The sequence below is a fragment of the Micromonospora sp. NPDC051227 genome (assembly GCF_044455385.1).
Taxonomy (GTDB): Bacteria; Actinomycetota; Actinomycetes; order Mycobacteriales; family Micromonosporaceae; genus Micromonospora.
Genome location: NZ_JBITET010000012.1, coordinates 91,386 through 110,895, shown reverse-complemented (window position 1 = coordinate 110,895; position 19,510 = coordinate 91,386). Strand labels below are relative to the sequence as shown.

Below are 19,510 nucleotides of genomic sequence, written 5' to 3'. Positions count from 1 at the left end.
GTAGCCCGGCCCCGGACGCACGTGATGCCTGCGAGCCATCAAACGACTCACAGGCATCACGACGCGTGGGTCAGTAGACCGACAGGTGTACGTGGTTCGTGTGGTCGGTCGACGGGGTGCCCTGCGCCCCGCTGTACGACTTCCACCCGCTGCTGGGCAGCCAGATCTGCCTGTACCAGATCACGTAGAGCACGGCGAGCCGGTCCGCGTTGCGGATGAAGTACGCGGCCAGGTTGTTGCCGTACGTCTTGTCGCCGCCGGTCGCGTTACCGCCGAAGCCGCCCTTCTGCGCCGCGAAGTCGCAGGCCCGGCCCTTCGGGTGTTCACCGGAGCCGCTGGGGCGGTGGCACGAGACGTACCGGGTGAATCCCGCGGCCTTGGCCTGGTTGAGCGCGTGCAGGGTGCGGGGGGTGATGCAGCCGTTGGCCGGGGTGGGGTCGTTGACGCTGCACGACTCGGAGGGCCAGGAGCCGTCGGAGTTGCGCGGCGCGGCCGTCGCGTTGGCGCTGGAGGTGCCCCGGTTGGAGCCGGTGTCGGCGGTGGTCTGCGGTTTGGGTGCCGTGGCCACGGTCAGGGCCCGTTCGGCCTGCTCCTTGCGCTTGGCCATCACCGCGACCTGCTTGCGCTGTTCGGTGATCTCGCCGTCCAGGGCGACCCTGGTGCGGTTGGCCTTGTCCTTGCTGTTCAGCAGGTCGCGCAGCACCCGGTCCTCGTTGGCCGCCACCGCGTCCAGCGCGGCCGCCCGGTCCATGAAGCCTTCCGGGGTGTTGCTGTTGAGCAGCGCCGACATCGCGCCGAGTCGACCGGTGCGGTAGGCGACTTCGGCGATTTCTCCGACCTTGCCGTTGCGCTGGTTGATCTCGACCTCGATGGTCTTCAGCTGGGTGGCGAGCTGCTTCTGCCGTTGCACGGAGGTGTCCAGGGCGCGCTTCGCGTCCAGGTAGCCCTTGCTGGCCGCCTCGAGTTGGGCCCGCAACGCCGGGGTGCCGCCCTCCTCGTCGGAGTCGGGTGCGGCGGCCCGCAGGCCGGTCGGGGGAGCGGCCGAGGCGGTGCCGGCCGGAAGCGCGACGCCGAGGGCGAACATCGCGACGATCAGGGCCGCCAGTCGGGCGGCGGGTGGTCGTGCTGGTGCCACTGCGCATGTCCTTCCGTCAGCCGCCGACCGGGTTAGCTGACGGGTTCGGGACGGAAGATCCCTACCGCTGACGCGGATACACCCCAGGAACATGGTTCCCCGGTTCGCCCAGTTGGGCGATTAGGCGGCGACCGCCACCGGCGCCGGGAGGGCGCCGCCTGGTGGAGGCCGGGACCGAGCCTACCGGTGCAGGTGGGGCGGCTGCAGCCAATGTGACGGACGGTGCGTGCGTTCACCACGGAAAATTACGGCTCCGTCACCATTCGATGGAGCCACAGGCTCCAGAAGCGGCGCCGGGCTCGATCTGCAACGTCGCGTGCTCGATGCGAAAGTCGTCATGCAGGGCCGTACGCGCCGCGGTGAGCACCGCGCCGACCTCCGCGCCGGGTGCCATGGTCAGGTGAGCGGAGGCCACCTCCATGCCCGAGGTGAGCGTCCAGACGTGCAGGTCGTGCACCTCGACGACCCCGGGGACGGCGGCGAGCCGGTCGTGCACGGCCGTCACCTGGAGGTGCTCCGGGGCGGCCTGCACCAGGATGCGGATGGCGGCGCGGGCCAGCCGCCAGGTGCGCGGCAGGATGAACACGCCGATGGCGACCGCGACCAGGGGGTCGGCCCACCACCAGTCGGTGACGGTGATGAGCAGCGCCGCGCCGATGACGCCGAGCGAGCCGAGCAGGTCACCGAGCACCTCCAGGTAGGCGCCCTGGAGGTTGATGCTCTCCCGGGCCCCGGCGCGCAGCAGCGCGAAGGCGGCGATGTTCGCGAGCAGGCCGAGCACGGCCACCGCGAGCATCGGGCCGGCGATGACCTGGTGTGGGTCGCCGAAACGGCGGATCGCCTCGATCACCACGTAGATCGCGACGCCGGAGAGCAGGACGGCGTTGGCCAGCGCGGCGAGCACCTCGAGCCGGTAGAGCCCGAAGGTGCGCTGCGGGTCGCCGGTGGCCCGCCGGGTCGCCGTGATGGCGGCGAGCGCCATCCCGATGCCGAGCACGTCGGTGAACATGTGCCCGGCGTCGGAGAGCAGGGCGAGCGAGCCGGTGTGCAGGGCGGCCACCGCCTCGACCACCATCAGGGTGGCGAGCAGCCCGAATGCCGCCCAGAGTCGACCTCGGTGCTGGTGTGCGGCATTGGCGACGGACCCATGGTGGTGGTCATGACCTGCGCCCACGAAAACCACCTTCCGCCGCTGGTCGGGACCCGGTCAAATGTATGCTCACATCGCTATGTGTGCAAGTGTGCGGGGCAGCGCCTTCGCTGGCGGCAGTCCGCACACGTCAGCCGGTCGGGTCGATGGTGGTGAGCCGCTGGGTGGCTCGGGAGAGCGCCACGTACAGGGTGCGCACCCCGGCGCCCGGATCCGCCCGGATCTCGCTCGGGGCGACCAGCACCACTCCGTCGTACTCCATGCCCTTGGCCTCCAGGCTGGTCACCACCTGCAACCTCGGCGCGCCGAGCGCGCCCAGCCACCCCGCGACCTCGTCCCGGCGGGGGACCGGCGTGATCACGCCGACCGTGCCCTCCACCTCGGCCAGCAGGCCGGCGGCGGCCTCCACGGTCGCGGTCTCCAACCCCGTCGCGGGCACCACCAGCTCCACCGGCTCGACCCCGGTGGAGCGCACGGCGGTCGGCAGCGGCAGGTCCGGGTAGAGCCGACGGATCTCCGCCGCCGCCACCGCGAAGATCTCCGCCGAGTTGCGGTAGTTGGTGGTGAGCGTGAAGTCGTGTCGCTTGCGCCGGCCCAGCGCCTGGTCGCGGGCTCGGGTCAGCTCCTCCGGATCGCCGGTCCACGCGGTCTGCGCGGGGTCGCCGACCACGGTCCAGGAGGCCAGTCGGCCGCGTCGACCGATCATCCGCCACTGCATCGGCGAGACGTCCTGCGCCTCGTCCACCACCACGTGCGCGTACTCTCGGTAATCCTCCGGACGCTCCCGGGCCGCCGCGCGGGCGGCCCGCTGCCGTTCACCGAGGGTGCTCAACTCACGGACACCCCCGGCGAGCTGGAACGGATCGCGTCGCGCGCGGGCCGGCTGCGCGGGCTTACCGAGCAGCGCGTCCAACTCGTCCAGCAGCGCCACGTCGGCGATGGTCAGCCCGGCCGAGTCCAAGTCCCGGTACGCGGCGTTGAGCAGCCGGATCTCCGCCGAGGAGAGGATCCCCCCGGCGTACCGGCGCAGCCGGTCCGGCTGCGCCAGCCAGCCGAGCACATGCCGGGGGTGCAGCCGAGGCCACCACGCCTTGAGGAACTCCCGGAACTCCGACCGCTCGGCGATCTCCGCCTCGAAGGCCGGTTGTTCCGGCAGCCGACCGCTGCTCAGCTCACGGGCCTGCGCCCAGAGCGCGGCGAACACCCCGTCGAAACCGGCCCGGCGCACCTCGTTGCGTCGTGCACCGCGTTGCAGTGCGCGGTCCCGGATCCGGTCCAGCGCGGCCCGGTCCAGCCGCAGCAGCGTGCCGCGGTAGAGCAGCCGCAGCTCACCCGGGCCGCCCGGCACCGCGTCGCGGGCCGCCCGCTCCAGCACCCGGCGCATTCGCAGCGAGCCCTTCACCGCCGCCACCTCGGGCGGGTCGGGGCGGGTGGCGGTCATCCCCGGGAAGAGGGTGCCCAGCGAGTGCAGGGTCGCGGTGTCCTCACCGAGCGACGGCAGCACGGAGCCGATGTACTCGACGAAGACCGACGACGGGCCGACCACCAGGATGCCGCCGCCGGCGTAGCGGCTGCGGTCGGAGTACAGCAGGAACGCGGCCCGGTGCAGGGCGACAGCGGTCTTGCCGGTCCCGGGGCCGCCCGCGACGATCGTCACCCCGGAGCCGGGCGAGCGGATCGCCTCGTCCTGCTCCCGCTGGATGGTCGCCACGATGTCGCGCATGCCCCGGCCGGTGGCCTTGGAAAGGGTGGCCAGCAACGCGCCGTCACCGACGACGGTCATCCCCTCCGGGGCGGCCGTCGGGTCCAGCAGGTCGTCCTCGATCCGGGTGACCCGCTCGGCGCGGGACTGGATGGTGCGGCGCCGCACCACGGCCAGCGGCTGCGCCGGGGTGGCCTGGTAGAAGGCGGCGGCGGCCGGCGCGCGCCAGTCGACGACAAGCGTGACGGCGTTCTCGTCGCGGATCCCCAGTCGCCCGACGTGCAGCACCTGACGGTCGCGCAGGTCCAGGCGGCCGAAGACCAGCCCCTCGTGCTCGGCGTCCAGGGTGTGCCGCCGCTGCGCCGCGTGGAAGACCATCGCGTCGCGCTCGACAAGGGCGCCGTGCGTGCCCACCCGGGCCATCCGGTAGCCGTCACGCTCCGCGCGGACGGCCGACCGCCGCAGCTCGGCCAGTCGGGCGTACACCCGGTCGAGGTGTCGTTGCTCGACGGCGATCTCCTGCTCCAGGCCGGTCTGGTCGGTCAACGCACGCTCCTTCAGAGGTCGCCGGCAGGCGGCGGGAACCGCGCGGGCCAACCGAGAAGCGTACGGCCCCGGAGCCGACCCGCCGCGCCCGAGGTGCGCGAACGTGCTCAGGCACCCGTCTCGGCGGAGACCGCGCCACGGTGAGCCGGCGGCGATGCACCACGGCGAGCCGCCGGTGATTCGGCGAGCACCCGCCGCACCACGCCGGTGAGCGCGGCGTTGACCTCGTCCGGACGTTCCATCATCAGCATGTGCCCGGCACCCGGGCAGACGGTCAGCTCGGTGGCCGGCAGAGCCGCCGCGATCGACTCGGCGCACGGCGGTGGGGTCAGCCGGTCCCGGTCGCCGACCAGGGCGGCGGCCGGCAGGTGGGCCAACGCGGCGAGGGTGTCCAGTCGGTGCTGGGTGCCGATGGAGGCGCGGAACCCGCCGATCGAGCGCAGCGAGGCCCGAGCCACCGCCGACGTCACCAGGCGGATGTCCGCCGGCTCGCAGCGGTCACCGAAGAGCATCCACCGGATGCTCGGTTGCAGTGCGTTCAGCAGTGCCCGGGGCGCGCGCCACGAGCCACACCGGGCCAGCACGCCGGCGCCGGTCGTCTCGGCCAGCCGGATCAACCGGGCGATCCGCGGCGAGAGCCCGTAGACGGTGTGCGTGTGCCCCTCGGCGGTGGTCGAGACGAAGACCAGGCCGGCGGTACGGGCGGCGAAGTGCGCGGGGTGGCGGTGGGCGTACTCCATGATCGTCATGCCGCCCATCGAGTGCCCGACCAGCACCACCGGGCCGGTCGGCGCGACAGCGTCGATCACCGCGGCCAGGTCGTCACCCAACTGCGCCAGGGTGGCCGTGGGCAGCGCCATGCAACTGGACCGGCCGTGCCCCCGCGCGTCGTAGGCGACCACCCGCACGGCACCGCCGAACGGCGGTGCCGTGAGCGCGTCGACCTGCCGGTGCCAGGCGCGCCCGTCCAGCGTCCAGCCGTGCAGCAGGATGGCGGTGACCTGGGCGTGCGTCGGACCCGTCGCCTCGACGTTGAGCCGTACACCGTCCGGCAGACCGACCTCGAACCGCTCCGGCATCGCCACCTCCCCAGGACCGCCCAGTACCACCAGCACCTCCGATACCCGCCGGTAACACCGGCTACCCGCCCTGACACCATGCCAATCTCGCAGTGGCGAACATTCCCGACCTCGCCCGTGCCGGACGGCGGCGGGCCAAGCTGAACGGCATGGTGTCGTCGGGAGCGCCCATGGGTGCGACGTCGGGGCAGGGGCGGCAGGCCGGCGGCACGCCCCGCGCCGCGCTGGCCGACCTGCTCGCCGGCAATCGGCGGTTCGTCAGCGGCCAGCCGGTGCACGGACACGACGTCACGGCCGCCGCCGCGGCCTCCGGCGACCAGCAGCCGTACGCAGTGGTGCTGGGCTGCATCGACTCCCGGGTTCCGCTGGAGGCGATCTTCGACCAGACCTTCGGCGCGATCTGCGTGATCCGTACCGGGGGGCACGTGCTCGATCGCGCGGTCTGCGGCTCGATCGAGTACGTGGTCGGCCAGCTCGGCGTACCGCTGGTGATGGTCCTCGGCCACGAGCGGTGCGGTGCGGTGCAGGCCACGGTGGAGGCGTTGCGCACCGGGCAGCGTCCCGGCGGGTCGCTGGCGCATCTGGTGGACGAGATCGCTCCGGCGGTGACCGAGGCGGGGCTCGACGATCCGGCGGTGCAGCCGCTGGCGATCCGCCGGCACGTCCGGCGCACGGTGCGCGCACTGCGCGAGGACGATCTGCTGGCCGGGCCGGTGGCCGCCGGCCGGGTGGCAGTGGTCGGCGGCCTCTACGACCTGGCCAGCGGCGAGGTCGCCCTGCTCGATCCGGGCTGACCCGGCCACCGACTGACCCGGCCCCGGACATGCGAAACCGCCCGCCGGGAACTCCCGGCGGGCGGTTTCGTTCGGTGCGGTGGGGGAGGGCTCAGCCCTCGAAGACGCCGGCCGCGACCAGGCGCTTCTCGGTGGCCTCCCAGCCGTCACCCGGGTGGGTGGCAGCCAGGTTGTTGATCTCCGCCCGGATCTTGGCGGCGTGGCCGGCGGCGGCCAGAACGCGGATCTCCTCGACGAAGGCGTCGGAGTCCGTGCGCAGGTGCGCGGTCTTGCCGTTGGTCAGGTTCCGCACGTAGGCGTGCTTGCCGCCGTTGAGCGGGATGAGGTACTTGAACTCGCCCAGCACGCTGAGGGCGCCACCCTGGCCAGCCTGGCCGGCCCGGACGGACGCGCGCGCGGTCTTAGAGGTGTTGCTCGCCACGGAGGTACTCCTTGCAAGACGTACGGGAGGACTGGACGTCCGGGGGCTGTGTGCGGGTCGTACGTGACTCGACCCGCGAAGGTGTAACGCGGCATAAGCCGCCGGTGGAACTGTACAGGACCACGACACCATGCTGGTCGTCGCGGTGTCCTGAGAGGCAACGGCGACCACCCGTCCGGCTATTCCACCCGGCGTTTTTTCCGATTCCCTGGCGCACCATGCGTCACAGGAGTCATCATGTGTTGCAGCAGCCACCCGGGTGGACGAGGTCGTAGGGGAAGACGCACCTCGCTCTCCGGGAGGTCACCGTGCCAACGCGTGGCGTCGTATACGTCCATTCGACCCCGCTCGCCGTGTGCTCACACGTCGAGTGGGCGATCGCGCGCGTCCTAGCCGCGCCGGTCAACCTGCAGTGGACGGCTCAGCCCGTCGACCCCGGCGCACGCCGGGCCGAGTGCGGGTGGACCGGTCGTCCGGGGACGGGCGCCGAGCTGGCTGCTGCCCTACGGCAGTGGCCCATGATCCGTTTCGAGGTCACCGAGGAGCCGAGTCCCGGCGCCGACGGTGAGCGGTTCATGTACGTGCCAGCCCGTGGCCTGTTCCGGGCGACGGTCGGTGTGGCCGGCGACATCCAGCTCGGCGAGGACCGCCTTCGGGCGCTGATGGCGGCCTCCCGGGCCCCCGAGGCGCTGGCGCACGCCCTCGACAAGGCGCTCGGCACGGCGTGGGACGCTGACCTGGAGCCCTATCGGTACGCCGGTGACGGCGCCCCAGTGACCTTGCTCACTCGGGTTGGCTGACCCGGCGGACGGGCCGCTGGCCGTACGCCGTGGCGCCGGTGACGACCGGTAAGGTCAAGTTGCCCCGATAAGGGAGAAGCTGGTGGGATGGGCGGCGTGTCGAATCGCCCGTGGCGCGCCAGTATCGCTGTCGCCGCCCTGACCGCCCTGCTCGTCTCCGGCTGCTCAGGTGACCCGGAGCGCCCCACGCCGACGCCCAGCCCGGTCGGCACGTCCGCGGGTCCGAGCGTCCCGGCCGCGCCGCCGGCCAGCGACCCCGGCAGCCGCGCTGCCGCGCTGGTGGCGACGCTGTCCGACGAGGACCTGGTCGGCCAGGTGCTGATGCCGTACGCCTACGGCGACTCGGCGACGAAGGTCTCCGCCGGCTCGGCGGCCGGTAACCAGGCCCTCGCCGGGGTGGACACCCCCGCCGACATGATCGCCAAGTACCGACTGGGTGGCCTGATCCTGGTCGGCTTCAGCGCCGACGACCCGACCAAGGGCAACCAGGAGACCACGAACGTCGACAACCCCAAGCAGGTGCACGAGCTCACCACCGGGCTCCGTACCGCCGCCGGTCGCCTCGCCGCCGGTTCGGCGCCGCTGCTCATCGGCACCGACCAGGAGTACGGCGTCGTCACCCGCGTGACCGACGGGGTCACCGTGCTGCCCAGCGCCCTCGCGGCCGGCGCGGCCGGTGACCCGAAGCTCACCGAGGCCGCCTGGCGGGCCGCCGGCGCCGAGTTGGCCGCGATGGGCATCAACATCGACTTCGCCCCGGTGGCCGACGTGCTGGCCACCCGCAGCACCGTGATCGGCTCCCGGTCGTACGGCGCCGACCCGAAGCAGGCCGCCGCGCAGGTGGGCGGCGCGGTCCGTGGCCTCCAGGCGATCGGGGTCGCGGCCACCCTGAAGCACTTCCCTGGGCACGGCCACAGCGCCGACGATTCGCACCAGGACCTTCCGGTGCTCACCCAGTCCGCCGCGGCGTTGCAGAGCGGCGCGTGGCCGCCGTTCACCGCCGGGATGGACGCGGGCGCGATGGCCGTGATGTCCGGTCACCTGGACGCGCGCGCGATCGACCCAGGGACCCCGGCGACGTTCTCGCACAAGCTGCTCACCGACGTGCTGCGCGGTCAACTCGGCTTCAAGGGCGTGGTGATCACCGACGGGATGAACATGCCCCCCGCGATGCGCTGGGCTCCCGGCGAGGCGGCGGTCCGGGCGCTCAACGCCGGTAACGACCTCATCCTGATGACCCCGAACGTCGGTCAGGCGTACGACGGGCTGCTCGCCGCGCTGCGCGGTGGATCGCTGCCCCGGACCCGGCTGGTCGAGGCAGTCACCCGGGTACTGACCATGAAGTTCCAGCTCGCGGAGCTGCCGGCGGCGCAGATGTCCACGCTGAACACCCCGGAGCACCGGGCGGCGGCCGACGCGCTGGCCGCCGCCGCCGTCACCGTGCTGCGCGGCGCCTGCGGCAAAGCGGTACGCGGGCCGGTCACCGTCACCTCGTCCGGCGGTCGGGACGGCACCCGGGCCACGCTCACCGCCGCGCTGACCGCCGCCGGGGTGCAGGTCAAGCCCAGCGGCGGCACGATCGTGCACCTGGTGGGCTACGGCGACGGTGCCAAGGACCTGAGCCCCGACGCGGCGGTCACGGTCGCCATGGACACCCCGTACGTGCTGGCCGACGCGAAGTCACCGACGCTGCTGGCGACGTACTCCTCCAGCCGGGCGTCGATGACCGCCCTGGCTGCCGTGCTCGCCGGCAAGGCCCGGCCGGGCGGCCGGTCCCCGGTGGCCGTTCCCGGACTGCCGGCGACGACCTGCGGTACCTGACCGTCCGGAACGGACAGGTCGCGCCCACCTCACTCGCCCTTCGCGAGCCCTCGCACCGCGAGCCGGTACGCCGGCAGCACGTCGGTCCGTTCGGTGATCAGCCCCTCGTTGACAGCGAAGACGAGCGTCTGCCCCGCCGACTGGACGGCCAGCGCCCAGTTCCGCGACGCATCCTCCTCCTCGACGAGCGGGTTGGTGGCGAGCCAGGTCATCTCGGTGGCGTCGAAGCCGCCGGCGCGGAGGTCGCGGAACTGTTGGTCGGCGACCGTCTCGCCGGCCCCGGCGGCGAAACTCTCCAGCGCGGCGCGCGGCGTGACCGTCGGCGAGTCCGCCGCCCAGATCCGCAGGAATCCGCCGCCGGCCGACCGGCCGTCCACCTCGCAGCGCACGGTGCTGCCGCCGCGCTTGGTGAGCGCCTCGCCGACCAGCTCGGCCAGCTCGCCCTTGGGAGGCTCGATCGCCTTGGCCGTCCACCCGTCGGCCAGCGGAAACGTCACCGGTACCGGGCAGGGGGAACTAGTGCCGCCGGTGGTGCCGCCGGGCGACGCCGTGGTCGTCTCGTCGTACCACGGCTCGCCCGTGGCCTGTGGGGCCGGCCCGCCGGCGGCGGGCCCGGCGGGAGCGGCGGCGTCGTCGCCGCAGCCGGCCAGCAGGCCGAGGGCGAGCGCCGCCGACACGGCGACGCGGGTACGAGTGTCCATCGTGGTGATCCCCGTCAGTCGATCTTCAGTCGGCCCATCTAAGCCGTGCGGACTCTCGACGTCAATCCGGATCGCTGCACCCCCGACCGAAATCGGGTCGCCTCGCCCCCGGTCGGTCTGACAGCCTCGCTCCATGGGGGCGGCAGCAGGATTCCGGCACGTGCAACGGGCGGACGGCACCGTGGTGATCACCCACCACGGCCGGGTCGCCGGCACGCTGCGCGGCGCTCGGGCCGCGGAGTTCCTGGCCGAGGTCGACGACGACCCGCAGTTGGTGATGGCCCGCTGGACCGGCAACTACCGCCACGGCAACGAGCGCACCGCGAAACAGCACCCCCGCAACCGAGGTTGAACGACGCAAAGGGCCCCTCCTCTCAAGAGGAGGGGCCCTTTGCGGGATATCAGGGGCGGGCGAAGACGAGCGCCACGTTGTGGCCGCCGAAGCCGAACGCGTTGTTCAACGCGGCCGGGATCTCCATGTGGCGGGCCTTGTGCGCGGCGACATCCAGGGTGAGGCCTGGCTCGGGGTCGTCGAGGTTGATCGTCGGAGGAACGACACTGTCGCGGATCGCCAGGATGGTGGCGATCGACTCCAGCGCACCGGCCGCACCGAGCAGGTGACCGGTCATCGACTTCGTCGCGGACAGCACCGGGTGGTCGCCGAGCGCCTTGTGCAGCCCGCCGATCTCCAGCATGTCCCCGACCGGGGTCGAGGTGGCGTGCGCGTTGACGTGCACGATGTCCCGCTTGGCCACGTCCGCGTCGGCGATCGCCTTGGCGATTGCCCGGATGGCGCCCTCGCCCTCGGCGTGCGGCTGCACGATGTCGTACGCGTCGGAGGTGATGCCGGCGCCGGCGAGGCGCGCGTACACCCGGGCGCCCCGGGCCGCGGCGTGCTCGGCCCGCTCCAGCACCACGATGCCGGCGCCCTCGCCGAGGACGAAGCCGTCCCGGCCCCTGTCCCACGGGCGGGAGGCGCGCTCCGGGTCGTCGTTGCGGGTCGACATGGCCCGCATCGAGCTGAAGCCGGCGATCGGCAGCGGGTGGATGACCGCCTCGGTGCCGCCGGCCACCACCACGTCGGCCCGGCCGGAGCGGATGATGTCCAGACCGAGGGCGATCGCCTCGGCGCCGGTGGCGCAGGCGCTGGCCACCGAGTGCACGCCGGCCTTGGCGCCCAACTCCAGCCCGACCCAGGCGGCCGGACCGTTCGGCATCAGCATCGGGATGGTGTGCGGGGACACCCGCCGTGGCCCGGAGGCCTCCAGGATGTCGTCCTGGGCGAGCAGGGTGGTGGCACCGCCGATGCCGGAGCCGACGCTGACGGCCAACCGCTCCCCGTCGAGGTCGGAGCCGGCGAGGCCGGCGTCCGCCCAGGCCTGCTGCGCCGCGATGATCGCGATCGCCTCGGAACGGTCCAGGCGGCGCAGGCGGACCCGGTCCAGCACCTCGGACGGCTCCACGGCCAACTGGGCGGCGATCCGGACCGGCAGTTGCGCGGCCCACTCCTGGGTGAGGGCACTCACCCCGGAGCGGCCGGCGAGCATTGCGTCCCAGGTCGACGCGACGTCCCCGCCAAGCGGGGTCGTCGCGCCGAGCCCGGTGACGACGACGTCAGGACGACTCATGATCAGGACTGCGCCGCGATGTAGCTGACAGCGTCGCCGACGGTCTTGAGGTTCTGCACCTCGTTGTCCGGGATCTTGACGCCGAACTTCTCCTCGGCGGCGACCACGACCTCAACCATGGAGAGCGAGTCGACGTCGAGGTCGTCGGTGAAGGACTTCCCCTCGGCCACGTCGTCCGGGTTCACCCCGGCAACCTCTTCGAGGATCTCGGCGAGGCCGGTGGTGATCTCGTCACGGGTCATTGCGGTTGGTTCCTTTCATCGGGGTTCTCCGGCGGCCGGCGTCGCCGACCGCCGCTCCTGGACGCGTACGCGCCCGAGGGGGTCATCAGGGGCAGCGGACGACCTGACCGGCGTAGGTCAGGCCACCGCCGAAGCCGAACAGCAGCACCGGTGCGCCCGAGGGCACCTCCCGGCGCTCGACCAGCTTGGACAGGGCCAGCGGCACGCTCGCCGCGGAGGTGTTGCCGGACTCGACGATGTCCTTCGCGATGATCGCGTCGGGGATGTTGAGCCGCTTGGCGATGCCGTCGATGATCCGGGCGTTGGCCTGGTGCGGCACGAACGCGGCCAGCTCCGACGGGTCGACCCCGGCCCGCTCGCAGGCCTGTAGCGCGAGCGGCGCGATCGCGGTGGTGGCCCAGCGGAACACCGCCTGCCCCTCCTGCTGGATGTACGGGCGCCAACCCTCGATGCGGACCGCGTCGCTCTTGTCCGGCACCGAACCCCAGACGACCGGCCCGATGCCGGTCGGCTCGTCGTCGGCGGTGGCGGAGACCACCGCGGCACCGGCCCCGTCCGCGAAGATGATGCAGGTGGAGCGGTCGGTCCAGTCGGTGAAGTCGGACAGCTTCTCCGCGCCGATGACGATCGCGTTGCGCGACGCCCCAGCCCGGATGGCGTGGTCGACGGTGCCCAGCGCGTACGCGAAGCCCGAGCAGGCGGTGTTGAGGTCGAACGCGCCCGGCGCGGTGATGCCCAGCTTGGCGGCGACCCGGCAGGCCACGTTGGGGCTGCGGTCGATGGAGGAGCAGGTGGCGACCACGACCAGGTCGATGTCGGCGGCGGTCAGGCCCGAGTTGGCCAGCGCCTTGCCGGCAGCAGCGGCGGCCATGTCGGCGACCGTCTCACTGTCGGCGATCCGCCGGCTGACGATGCCGACCCGGTCGCGAATCCACTCGTCGTTGGTGTCGACGAGCTGGGCGATGTCGTCGTTGGTCACCACCCGGGACGGCTGGTAGTGCCCCATCGAGACGATGCGACTGCCAGTCATGAACGACCTCCGATACGGGCGATCAGGTCCCGTGCGGCCGGCAGGTCGTCCGGGGTGTTGAGGGTGACGATCTCCGGGGCGCCGTCGCCCTTGAGTTCCCGCTTGACCAGGCCAGCGAGGGTGCCGGCCGGGGGCAGCTCGATCACGCCGGTGACCCCGAGGTCGGCCAGCGTACGCATGCACAGGTCCCAGCGCACCGGCGCGGTGACCTGACGAACGAGGCGCTGCACCATGGCCGCGCCGTTGTCGACAGCGGTGCCGTCGAGGTTCGACAGCAGGGTCCGGACCGGGTCGGCGGGGCTGATCCCGGCGGCCTCCGCGGCGAGCGCGGTCTCGGCCGGAGCCATGTACGGGGTGTGGAACGCGCCGGCCACCTGGAGTCGGATGATCCGGGTCCGGGTGGGCGGCGCGGCGGCGAGCTTGTCGAGCCCGTCCAGGGCGCCCGCGGCGACGATCTGACCGGCGCCGTTGCGGTTGGCCGGGTAGAGCCCGTTCGCCTCGATCGCGGCGATCACCTCGTCGGGGTCGCCACCGAGCACCGCGGCCATTCCGGTCGGCTCCAGCGCGCACGCGGCGGCCATCTCCCGGCCGCGGACGCCGGCCAGGGTGATCGCGGCGTCGGCCGACAGCACACCGGCCAGGGCGGCGGCACCCAACTCGCCGACGCTGTGGCCGGCGGTGAGCGCGACGCCGTCCAGCGGCAGGTGCTCGGCCGCGAGCAACGCCGCGGCGACCAGCAACGGCTGGGTGCGGGCGGTGTCCTTGATCTCGTCGGCGTCGGCGGCGGTGCCCAGGTGCAGCAGATCGACCCCGGCCAACGCCGACCAGTCGCGCAGTCGCGCCTCAGTGCCGGGCAGGTCGAGCCAGGGGGTCAGGAAGCCGGGTTTCTGAGAACCCTGGCCGGGACTAAGTACGGCGAGCACGTCTATGACTCTCCCGGATAAAAGCGGGTAACGCGGTGCCGCCTTCGACCAAACCACACTAGAACCTTTAGAGGTTTCTTACAAAGATCGGCGAGGATCGTCCTCGGTTTGGGCGGATTTCCGGGTAGCCGGGGTCATTGTCTGAGTTGGGATTGGCGAGGCCAGCGGTGCGACCGGATCCAACCGACCCACTGTCAGCGCGACCTGAAGGGCGAACGCGTCGCGCGGCGACAGTGGAGAGAACCCGGTCACCTCGGCGATCCGGCGCAACCGGTAGCGCACCGTGTTCGGGTGCACGAACAGTGCCCGGGCCGCGCTCTCCAGCGTGCCCCCGGCGGCCAGGAAGGCGTCCAGGGTCGCCAGCAGTTCCCCACCGGCGCGCACCAGCGTCGCGTACACATCGTGACGCAGCCGCCGACGGGCCTCCGCGTCGCCGGCGAGGGCCCGCTCCGGCAGCAGGTCCGCAGCCGGCACCGGCCGGGGCGCGCTCGGCCAGGCCGGTGCGGCGCGAAAGCCGGACAGCGCGGCCCGCGCCGACTCGGTCGCCTCGTCGAGGCTCGGTACGGCGGGACCGACCACCACCGGGCCGTCCCCGAACGCGCTCAGCAGCTTCGCCGTGGCGGTCAGCGGGTCAGGTGCGCCGCCCAGCACGATCACCAGCCGGTCGCCGTGGACGCCGCCGATCACCTCCACGCCGATCCGGCGGGCCTGGCGGTAGACCACGTGCAGCACCGCGGAGACCTCGCCGCCGGGCGACCGACCGACAGCCACCGCCACCGGCGGTGCGTCCGCCCAGCCGAGCGCGGCGGCCCGACTGGCCAGGACGTCCGGCGAGTCACCGCGCAACAGCGCATCGACGAGCAGCGCCTGCAACCGGGCGTCCCAGGCGCCGCGCGACTCGGCGGCCCGCGCGTACACCCGGGCGGCGGAGAACGCGATCTCCCGGGAGAAGCGCAGCACCGCCTCGCGTAGCTGCTGCTCCTCGCCCGCGGCGGCCAGGTGCGACACCTGCTCCTCGACCACGTCGATCGTCACCTTGATCAACGCCACGGTCTGCTGGAGGGTGATCGACCGGGCCAGCGCCTGCGGGGCGGCGGCGAAGACCTCGTCCGAGACCTCCTGGGTGCTGTCCGCAGTGCCGCCGCCCTCGCGCAGCCACTGCACCAGCGACCTCGCGCCCGCCTGGGCCACCAGCATCACCCAGGAACGCTGGTCGGCCGGCAGTGCCCGGAACCAGGGCAGCGTCTCGTCCATCCGGGCCACGCTGGAGGTGGCCAACGCCCCCGCCGATCGTTCGATCCGGCGCAGCGTGGCCGACAGCTCCCCACCGCCCGGCGTACTCACCGCCCTAGCCTGACATGTCGTGACCAGGCCAACCACGTCGGCACCGGTCCGCCGACCACTGCCGGCGCGCTCAGCTGGACCGTCTCACGACCGCGGGGGAGCGGGCAGGCCCACCTCCTGGGCCAGGATCGCGGCCTGCACCCGGCTGCGCAGGTCCAGTTTCGCCAGGATCCGGCTCACGTGGGTCTTGGTGGTGCTCTCCGCGAGCACCAGTCGATCGGCGATCTGCTGGTTGGACAGGCCCAACCCGAGGCAGGCCAGCACGTCACGCTCGCGTGGGGTGAGGGTGCCCAGCGCCGCCCGGGCGTCCGCCGACGCACCCGGCGCGGTGGCCGCGAATGCGGTGATCAGCCGGCGGGTCACAGTGGGCGCGATGAACCCGTCGCCCCGCGCCACCGTCCGCACCGCGCTGACCAGGCCCTCTGCGTCGGTGTCCTTGAGCAGGAACCCGGCCGCGCCGGCCCGCAACGCCCCGAAGACGTACTCGTCCAGGTCGAAGGTGGTGAGCACCAGCACGTCGGCGAGCCTGTCGCTGACGATCGCCCGGGTCGCGGAGATCCCGTCCCGGTGCGGCATCCGTACATCCAGCACCGCCACGTCGGGGCGCAGCTCCCGGCACAGGCGCACCGCGGCGTCGCCGTCGGCCGCCTCGCCGACCACCTCGATGCCCGCTGAGCCGCTCAGGATCAGGGCCAGTCCGGCCCGTACCGCCGGCTGGTCGTCGGCGAGCACCACCCGTACCGTCGCCGGGCCCGCGTCGTCCGGCGGCCGCACCGGCCCGGTCACCCGCCCTCCCCGGTGGGCAGGGCCGCTCGCACCTGCCAGCGGCCGTCGTGCGGCCCGGCGGTGAGCCGACCGGCCAGCAGGGTGGCCCGCTCCCGCATGCCAATCAGCCCGGCCCCGGCGCCCGGCAGCCCGACCCCGCCCCGGCGGACCGGGTTCTCCACCGTCAGCACCACCTCGGCCGGCCGGTACGCGATCGTCAGCTCCGCCTCACCCGTGCCGTGCTTGAGCGCGTTCGTCAGCGACTCCTGCACGATCCGGTACGCGGCGAGGTCCACCCCCACCGGCAACGCGCCCGGCGTGCCGTCGGTCCGAACCCGCACCGTGAGACCGGCCGCCCGCACCCGGTCGACCAGTCCGTCCGCCTCGGCCAGCCGCGCGGTGACCACCTCCGGCGTGGCCGGGTCGGCGTTGGTCCCGGGCTCGCGCAGCACCTCGATCATCTGACGCATCTCGGCGAGGCCCTGCACGCTGCTCTCCCGGATCACCCGCAACGCCGACTCCACCTGACCGCGATCCAACCCGGGCACGGAGAGCACTGCGGTGGCGTGGATGGCCACCGCGCTGAGGTGGTTCGCGACCACGTCGTGCAGCTCCCGGGCCATCCGGGCCCGTTCGGCGCTGACCGCCTGCCGACGGTCCAACTCGACAAGCCGGGCGGTCTGCTCGGCCCGCGCCCGCTCGGCAGCGGCCTGATCGCGGTACTGCCGCACACTGATGCCGGTCAGGACCGGCAGCAGCCCGACGAGCACCACCAGCACCCCGAGCGCCGCCCCGCGCCACTGGCCGTACCCGAGCACGCCGCCGATCGCCCCGACCAGGCTCAGCGCCACGGTGATCCGCAGCAACCACCGCCACAGCCGGGGCGGACCGTACACGCAGGCGTCGTAGAGCACCTGCGTGTAGATCAGGACCGTGCCCAGCGAACTGCCCAGCGCCGTGTCGACCACCAGCGCGCCGGTCCCCACGGCCAGGCTGGCGCGCGGTGCGACCCGCCGTAGGCCGACGGCGACGCAGACCGCCACCAGCGGCGGCAGGAACAACGCCGACGGCACGTCCGTGCCCGGACGAACCTGCGGTTGCCAGCCCAGGGTGTACAGCACCAGGCCACCGGCCAGCGACGCGCAGGCCAGCAAGAGGTCGCGGCCGAGGGTGCCGGAGTCGAGCCACGGTGGCGCACGCATGCCCCGATCCCACCACAGTCGTCGCCCGCCGAACTCCGACCGGGGGAGGACCTTGACCGCACCACCATGCGCCGAAAGGGGTACGCGGACCCTTACCGACCGTCAGGACGGTCCTCGGCCGTGACGCGTTGGGTGAACGGCACGCAAAGAAGCTGCGAACTGCGTAACCGGGCCCCGCGCTCAGCGGCGTCTTCGAGGACCGGCCGGTCCGGACCCCGGGTACGCTGCGCGCGGCCCGTCGGTCCCGGCCAGTACGGTGACAGGGCACCTCGGGGAGAGCATCCGAGGGTGAGGCGAGCGTGAGGAGACCGGGGATGGCGCACGGGGAGGCCGAGCACGGCTGCGCCCAGGGCGAGCCCTGCCGGCCGGGGCACCACGACCCGCAGGCGGCTGGCAAGCACCGCCGGCCGGTCGGCGGCGCACCATCGCATCCGGTGGAGCCACTGCACGGGCGCGTCGATGACGAGCCCGTGCTGCCGCGTCAGCGCTCCGCCGAGCCCGCCGGTCTCGCCGAGCCCGACTCGGATGTCCCCGCTGGTTGCCTCAGCGAACTTCCCGGCTGGGCCGGGGCGCACCGGCACGGCGCGGTCCGACCGCGGCCGCGGGCCACCCGCCGGGAGCGCCCACCGCGCCGCTGGTGCTGAGCACCGCCGACGCACTCGCTGCATAGGCGAGTGCGTCGGGTCAGCGCGTGCGCCGGCGGATCAGCAGTGCGATCCCGGCGAGGCCGACCGTGATGGTCAGCATTACGCCGACGTTGAGCAGCAGCAGGTGTTGCAGGTCGCCGAGCGCCTCGTCGAGGTCCTTCGCCGGGTCGAGCGTGTCCTCCGGGAGCACGCGCTCGCCGCCGCCCGCGCCGCCACTGACAGTGTCGAACTGCCGCTCCAGCGGCACACCGGCGGTGCGCAGGGTCTCGGACATGCTGAGCCGACCCAGGAACCACCCGGCGCTGGTCTTGCGCCCGTCCGGCTGCTTCGCCGGCCGGTAGACGCGGGGGCCGCCGATCGCCTTGGGATAGAGGTCGTAGGTCTGCTTCGGCGTCTCGCCGGCGAGCACCACGACAGTGTATTTCGGACCGAGGTTTGCTGCCTTCGGACCGGTCGGCATGCCGGTGCGAGCGAGGAAGTTGACCTGGTCGACGACCGCGCCCACGAGGGCGGGCTCCTTGTCCGCGTGCAACCGCAGCGGCTCGGACAGCCCCGTGCCGGTGATGTCCACTCCGGCGGGTGCCGGCTTCGGCGCCGCCGAGGCCGAGCCGGCGGTGCCAAGCGACAGCAGAGCCACCGCCAGCGTGCCCGCCAACACGGCGGCCAACCGCCTCATGTGTCGGACCATCCCGCCTCCTCGCCCCGTTCGATGGATGGCTTCGTCGTGACGTCTGGACCGATCTGCCGGTGCGGCATCGACCGGATGGTCGCGTCCACTCCTACAGACTCCGCAGAACGTCGATGAGTTGCAGCTTTCGGAACAGTAATTGGAACTATCTGCGATCTCTGCTCGACTAATGAGGAGCCGTTTGATCAGCGGGCGGATCGTACCCTTACGGAGGGGTTCATGGGGGGCAGGGTTACACGTACGGTGCGGGTCATGCCAGTGGTGCTCGGCGTGGCGTTCGGTGTGTCGTTTCTGGTGCCGGCGACTCCGGCCGCCGCCCACAACCAGCTGACCGGCAGCAACCCGCTCGACGGCGCCCGCGTGGCGACGGCACCCGCCCGCGTCGAGCTGCGGTTCCTCGCCAAGCCGTCGCCGACTACGACGAAGATCACAATAACCGGACCGGACAATGTGGTCGCTGGCGGGACTCCCGCCTTCGACGGCAGTCGGGTGCGGGTGCCGTTCAAGCCGGCCGCCGCCGGGCTCTACATCGTCGGCTACCAGCTCGCGTCGTCCGACGGGCACCCGGTGAAGGGCGAGGTGCGGTTCACCCTCACCACCGGCACCGCGGCCGACCCGTCCGCCTCGCCGTCGGCCGCCGCCGGCACCAGCCCGTCCGGCTCGCCCTCGGCCGTCGGCGCGCCCTCGGCCGGGCCTACGTCGGCGACGCCCGACGGCTCGACGGCCTCGACGGTGCCGGCGGCGTCGGAGCAGTCGGACTCCGGCGGCCGCTGGTGGCTCTGGGCGCTCGGCGGTCTGGTGCTGCTCGCTGCCCTCGCGGCCGGTCTCGTGTTCCGCCGCCAGCGACGAGTTCGGTGACCGTCTGATACTCACCGCTCCCGGTGGGTCAGGT

Annotated in this window: 19 protein-coding genes, 1 pseudogene and 1 riboswitch; of the genes and pseudogenes, 6 read left to right on the top strand and 14 right to left on the bottom strand. The window is 72.9% G+C overall.

Features of this window, described 5'->3' with window-relative positions; genetic code table 11:
• Positions 1–70 precede the first annotated feature (70 nt).
• The 4 genes from ACIA47_RS25570 to ACIA47_RS25555 form a co-directional block, all read right to left on the bottom strand.
• Entirely contained in the window at positions 71–1,135 is a 1,065-nt protein-coding gene (locus ACIA47_RS25570) for a coiled-coil domain-containing protein (protein ID WP_396711043.1), read from the bottom strand.
• A gap of 5 nt (positions 1,136–1,140) precedes the next feature.
• A riboswitch (cyclic di-AMP (ydaO/yuaA leader) is annotated at positions 1,141–1,272 on the bottom strand.
• Between the two features lie 119 nt (positions 1,273–1,391).
• Complete coding sequence (locus ACIA47_RS25565) at positions 1,392–2,309, bottom strand: cation diffusion facilitator family transporter (RefSeq protein ID WP_112582575.1); 918 nt, start codon at positions 2,307–2,309, stop codon at positions 1,392–1,394.
• A 106-nt stretch (positions 2,310–2,415) separates the two neighbouring features.
• Positions 2,416–4,533: a HelD family protein gene (locus ACIA47_RS25560; RefSeq protein ID WP_396711042.1), complete on the bottom strand. Its 2,118-nt coding sequence runs from the start codon at positions 4,531–4,533 to the stop codon at positions 2,416–2,418.
• Positions 4,534–4,640: 107 nt separating this feature from the next.
• The gene (locus ACIA47_RS25555) at positions 4,641–5,612 is read right to left on the bottom strand and encodes an alpha/beta fold hydrolase (protein ID WP_396711040.1); all 972 of its coding nucleotides are present in this window, start codon (positions 5,610–5,612) and stop codon (positions 4,641–4,643) included.
• Between the two features lie 170 nt (positions 5,613–5,782).
• Here ACIA47_RS25555 and ACIA47_RS25550 point away from each other — a divergent pair, with 170 nt between their 5' ends.
• Positions 5,783–6,406 carry a carbonic anhydrase gene (locus tag ACIA47_RS25550; RefSeq protein ID WP_203123112.1) on the top strand — a complete coding sequence of 208 codons (624 nt, stop codon included), beginning with the start codon at positions 5,783–5,785 and terminating at the stop codon, positions 6,404–6,406.
• Positions 6,407–6,497: 91 nt separating this feature from the next.
• Here the strand turns inward: ACIA47_RS25550 and ACIA47_RS25545 are convergent, their stop codons facing one another.
• Positions 6,498–6,827, bottom strand: coding sequence for a hypothetical protein (locus tag ACIA47_RS25545; protein ID WP_030330285.1), 330 nt, complete (start codon positions 6,825–6,827; stop codon positions 6,498–6,500).
• 308 nt (positions 6,828–7,135) lie between these two features.
• Here ACIA47_RS25545 and ACIA47_RS25540 point away from each other — a divergent pair, with 308 nt between their 5' ends.
• The gene (locus ACIA47_RS25540) at positions 7,136–7,627 is read left to right on the top strand and encodes a DUF3145 domain-containing protein (RefSeq protein ID WP_091409261.1); all 492 of its coding nucleotides are present in this window, start codon (positions 7,136–7,138) and stop codon (positions 7,625–7,627) included.
• Positions 7,628–7,714: 87 nt separating this feature from the next.
• Positions 7,715–9,448 (top strand): glycoside hydrolase family 3 protein, encoded by a 1,734-nt coding sequence (locus tag ACIA47_RS25535; RefSeq protein WP_396711039.1) that lies wholly within the window; start codon positions 7,715–7,717, stop codon positions 9,446–9,448.
• Positions 9,449–9,477: 29 nt separating this feature from the next.
• Here ACIA47_RS25535 and ACIA47_RS25530 read toward each other — a convergent pair whose 3' ends face one another.
• Positions 9,478–10,149, bottom strand: coding sequence for a lipoprotein (locus tag ACIA47_RS25530; RefSeq protein WP_203123105.1), 672 nt, complete (start codon positions 10,147–10,149; stop codon positions 9,478–9,480).
• Positions 10,150–10,282: 133 nt separating this feature from the next.
• Here ACIA47_RS25530 and ACIA47_RS25525 point away from each other — a divergent pair, with 133 nt between their 5' ends.
• Complete coding sequence (locus tag ACIA47_RS25525; protein ID WP_112582579.1) at positions 10,283–10,501, top strand: hypothetical protein; 219 nt, start codon at positions 10,283–10,285, stop codon at positions 10,499–10,501.
• A gap of 49 nt (positions 10,502–10,550) precedes the next feature.
• Here ACIA47_RS25525 and fabF read toward each other — a convergent pair whose 3' ends face one another.
• The 7 genes and pseudogenes from fabF to ACIA47_RS25490 form a co-directional block, all read right to left on the bottom strand.
• Positions 10,551–11,777 carry a beta-ketoacyl-ACP synthase II gene (gene fabF, locus ACIA47_RS25520; protein WP_112582580.1) on the bottom strand — a complete coding sequence of 409 codons (1,227 nt, stop codon included), beginning with the start codon at positions 11,775–11,777 and terminating at the stop codon, positions 10,551–10,553.
• A gap of 2 nt (positions 11,778–11,779) precedes the next feature.
• Entirely contained in the window at positions 11,780–12,019 is a 240-nt protein-coding gene (locus ACIA47_RS25515; protein WP_030330276.1) for an acyl carrier protein, read from the bottom strand.
• A gap of 85 nt (positions 12,020–12,104) precedes the next feature.
• Positions 12,105–13,049 (bottom strand): beta-ketoacyl-ACP synthase III, encoded by a 945-nt coding sequence (locus ACIA47_RS25510; protein ID WP_091409280.1) that lies wholly within the window; start codon positions 13,047–13,049, stop codon positions 12,105–12,107.
• Between the two features lie 5 nt (positions 13,050–13,054).
• Positions 13,055–13,972 (bottom strand): annotated as a pseudogene (locus ACIA47_RS25505) (ACP S-malonyltransferase); the annotation flags it as partial.
• A 78-nt stretch (positions 13,973–14,050) separates the two neighbouring features.
• Positions 14,051–15,352: a PucR family transcriptional regulator gene (locus ACIA47_RS25500; RefSeq protein ID WP_396711038.1), complete on the bottom strand. Its 1,302-nt coding sequence runs from the start codon at positions 15,350–15,352 to the stop codon at positions 14,051–14,053.
• Positions 15,353–15,400: 48 nt separating this feature from the next.
• Complete coding sequence (locus ACIA47_RS25495) at positions 15,401–16,102, bottom strand: response regulator (protein ID WP_396711037.1); 702 nt, start codon at positions 16,100–16,102, stop codon at positions 15,401–15,403.
• Positions 16,099–17,283, bottom strand: coding sequence for a sensor histidine kinase (locus tag ACIA47_RS25490; protein WP_396711036.1), 1,185 nt, complete (start codon positions 17,281–17,283; stop codon positions 16,099–16,101). The genes ACIA47_RS25495 and ACIA47_RS25490 overlap by 4 nt, the downstream gene beginning before the upstream one ends.
• 314 nt (positions 17,284–17,597) lie before the next feature.
• Between ACIA47_RS25490 and ACIA47_RS25485 the strand changes: the two genes are divergently transcribed.
• A complete protein-coding gene (locus ACIA47_RS25485) occupies positions 17,598–17,927 on the top strand; it encodes a hypothetical protein (protein ID WP_112582586.1) in 330 nt (109 codons plus the stop codon).
• A gap of 40 nt (positions 17,928–17,967) precedes the next feature.
• On the opposite strand, the gene ACIA47_RS25480 is transcribed toward ACIA47_RS25485, so the two are convergent.
• Complete coding sequence (locus ACIA47_RS25480; protein WP_396711035.1) at positions 17,968–18,618, bottom strand: hypothetical protein; 651 nt, start codon at positions 18,616–18,618, stop codon at positions 17,968–17,970.
• Positions 18,619–18,870: 252 nt separating this feature from the next.
• Between ACIA47_RS25480 and ACIA47_RS25475 the strand changes: the two genes are divergently transcribed.
• Complete coding sequence (locus ACIA47_RS25475) at positions 18,871–19,476, top strand: copper resistance protein CopC (protein ID WP_396711034.1); 606 nt, start codon at positions 18,871–18,873, stop codon at positions 19,474–19,476.
• The last annotated feature ends 34 nt before the right edge of the window (positions 19,477–19,510 follow it).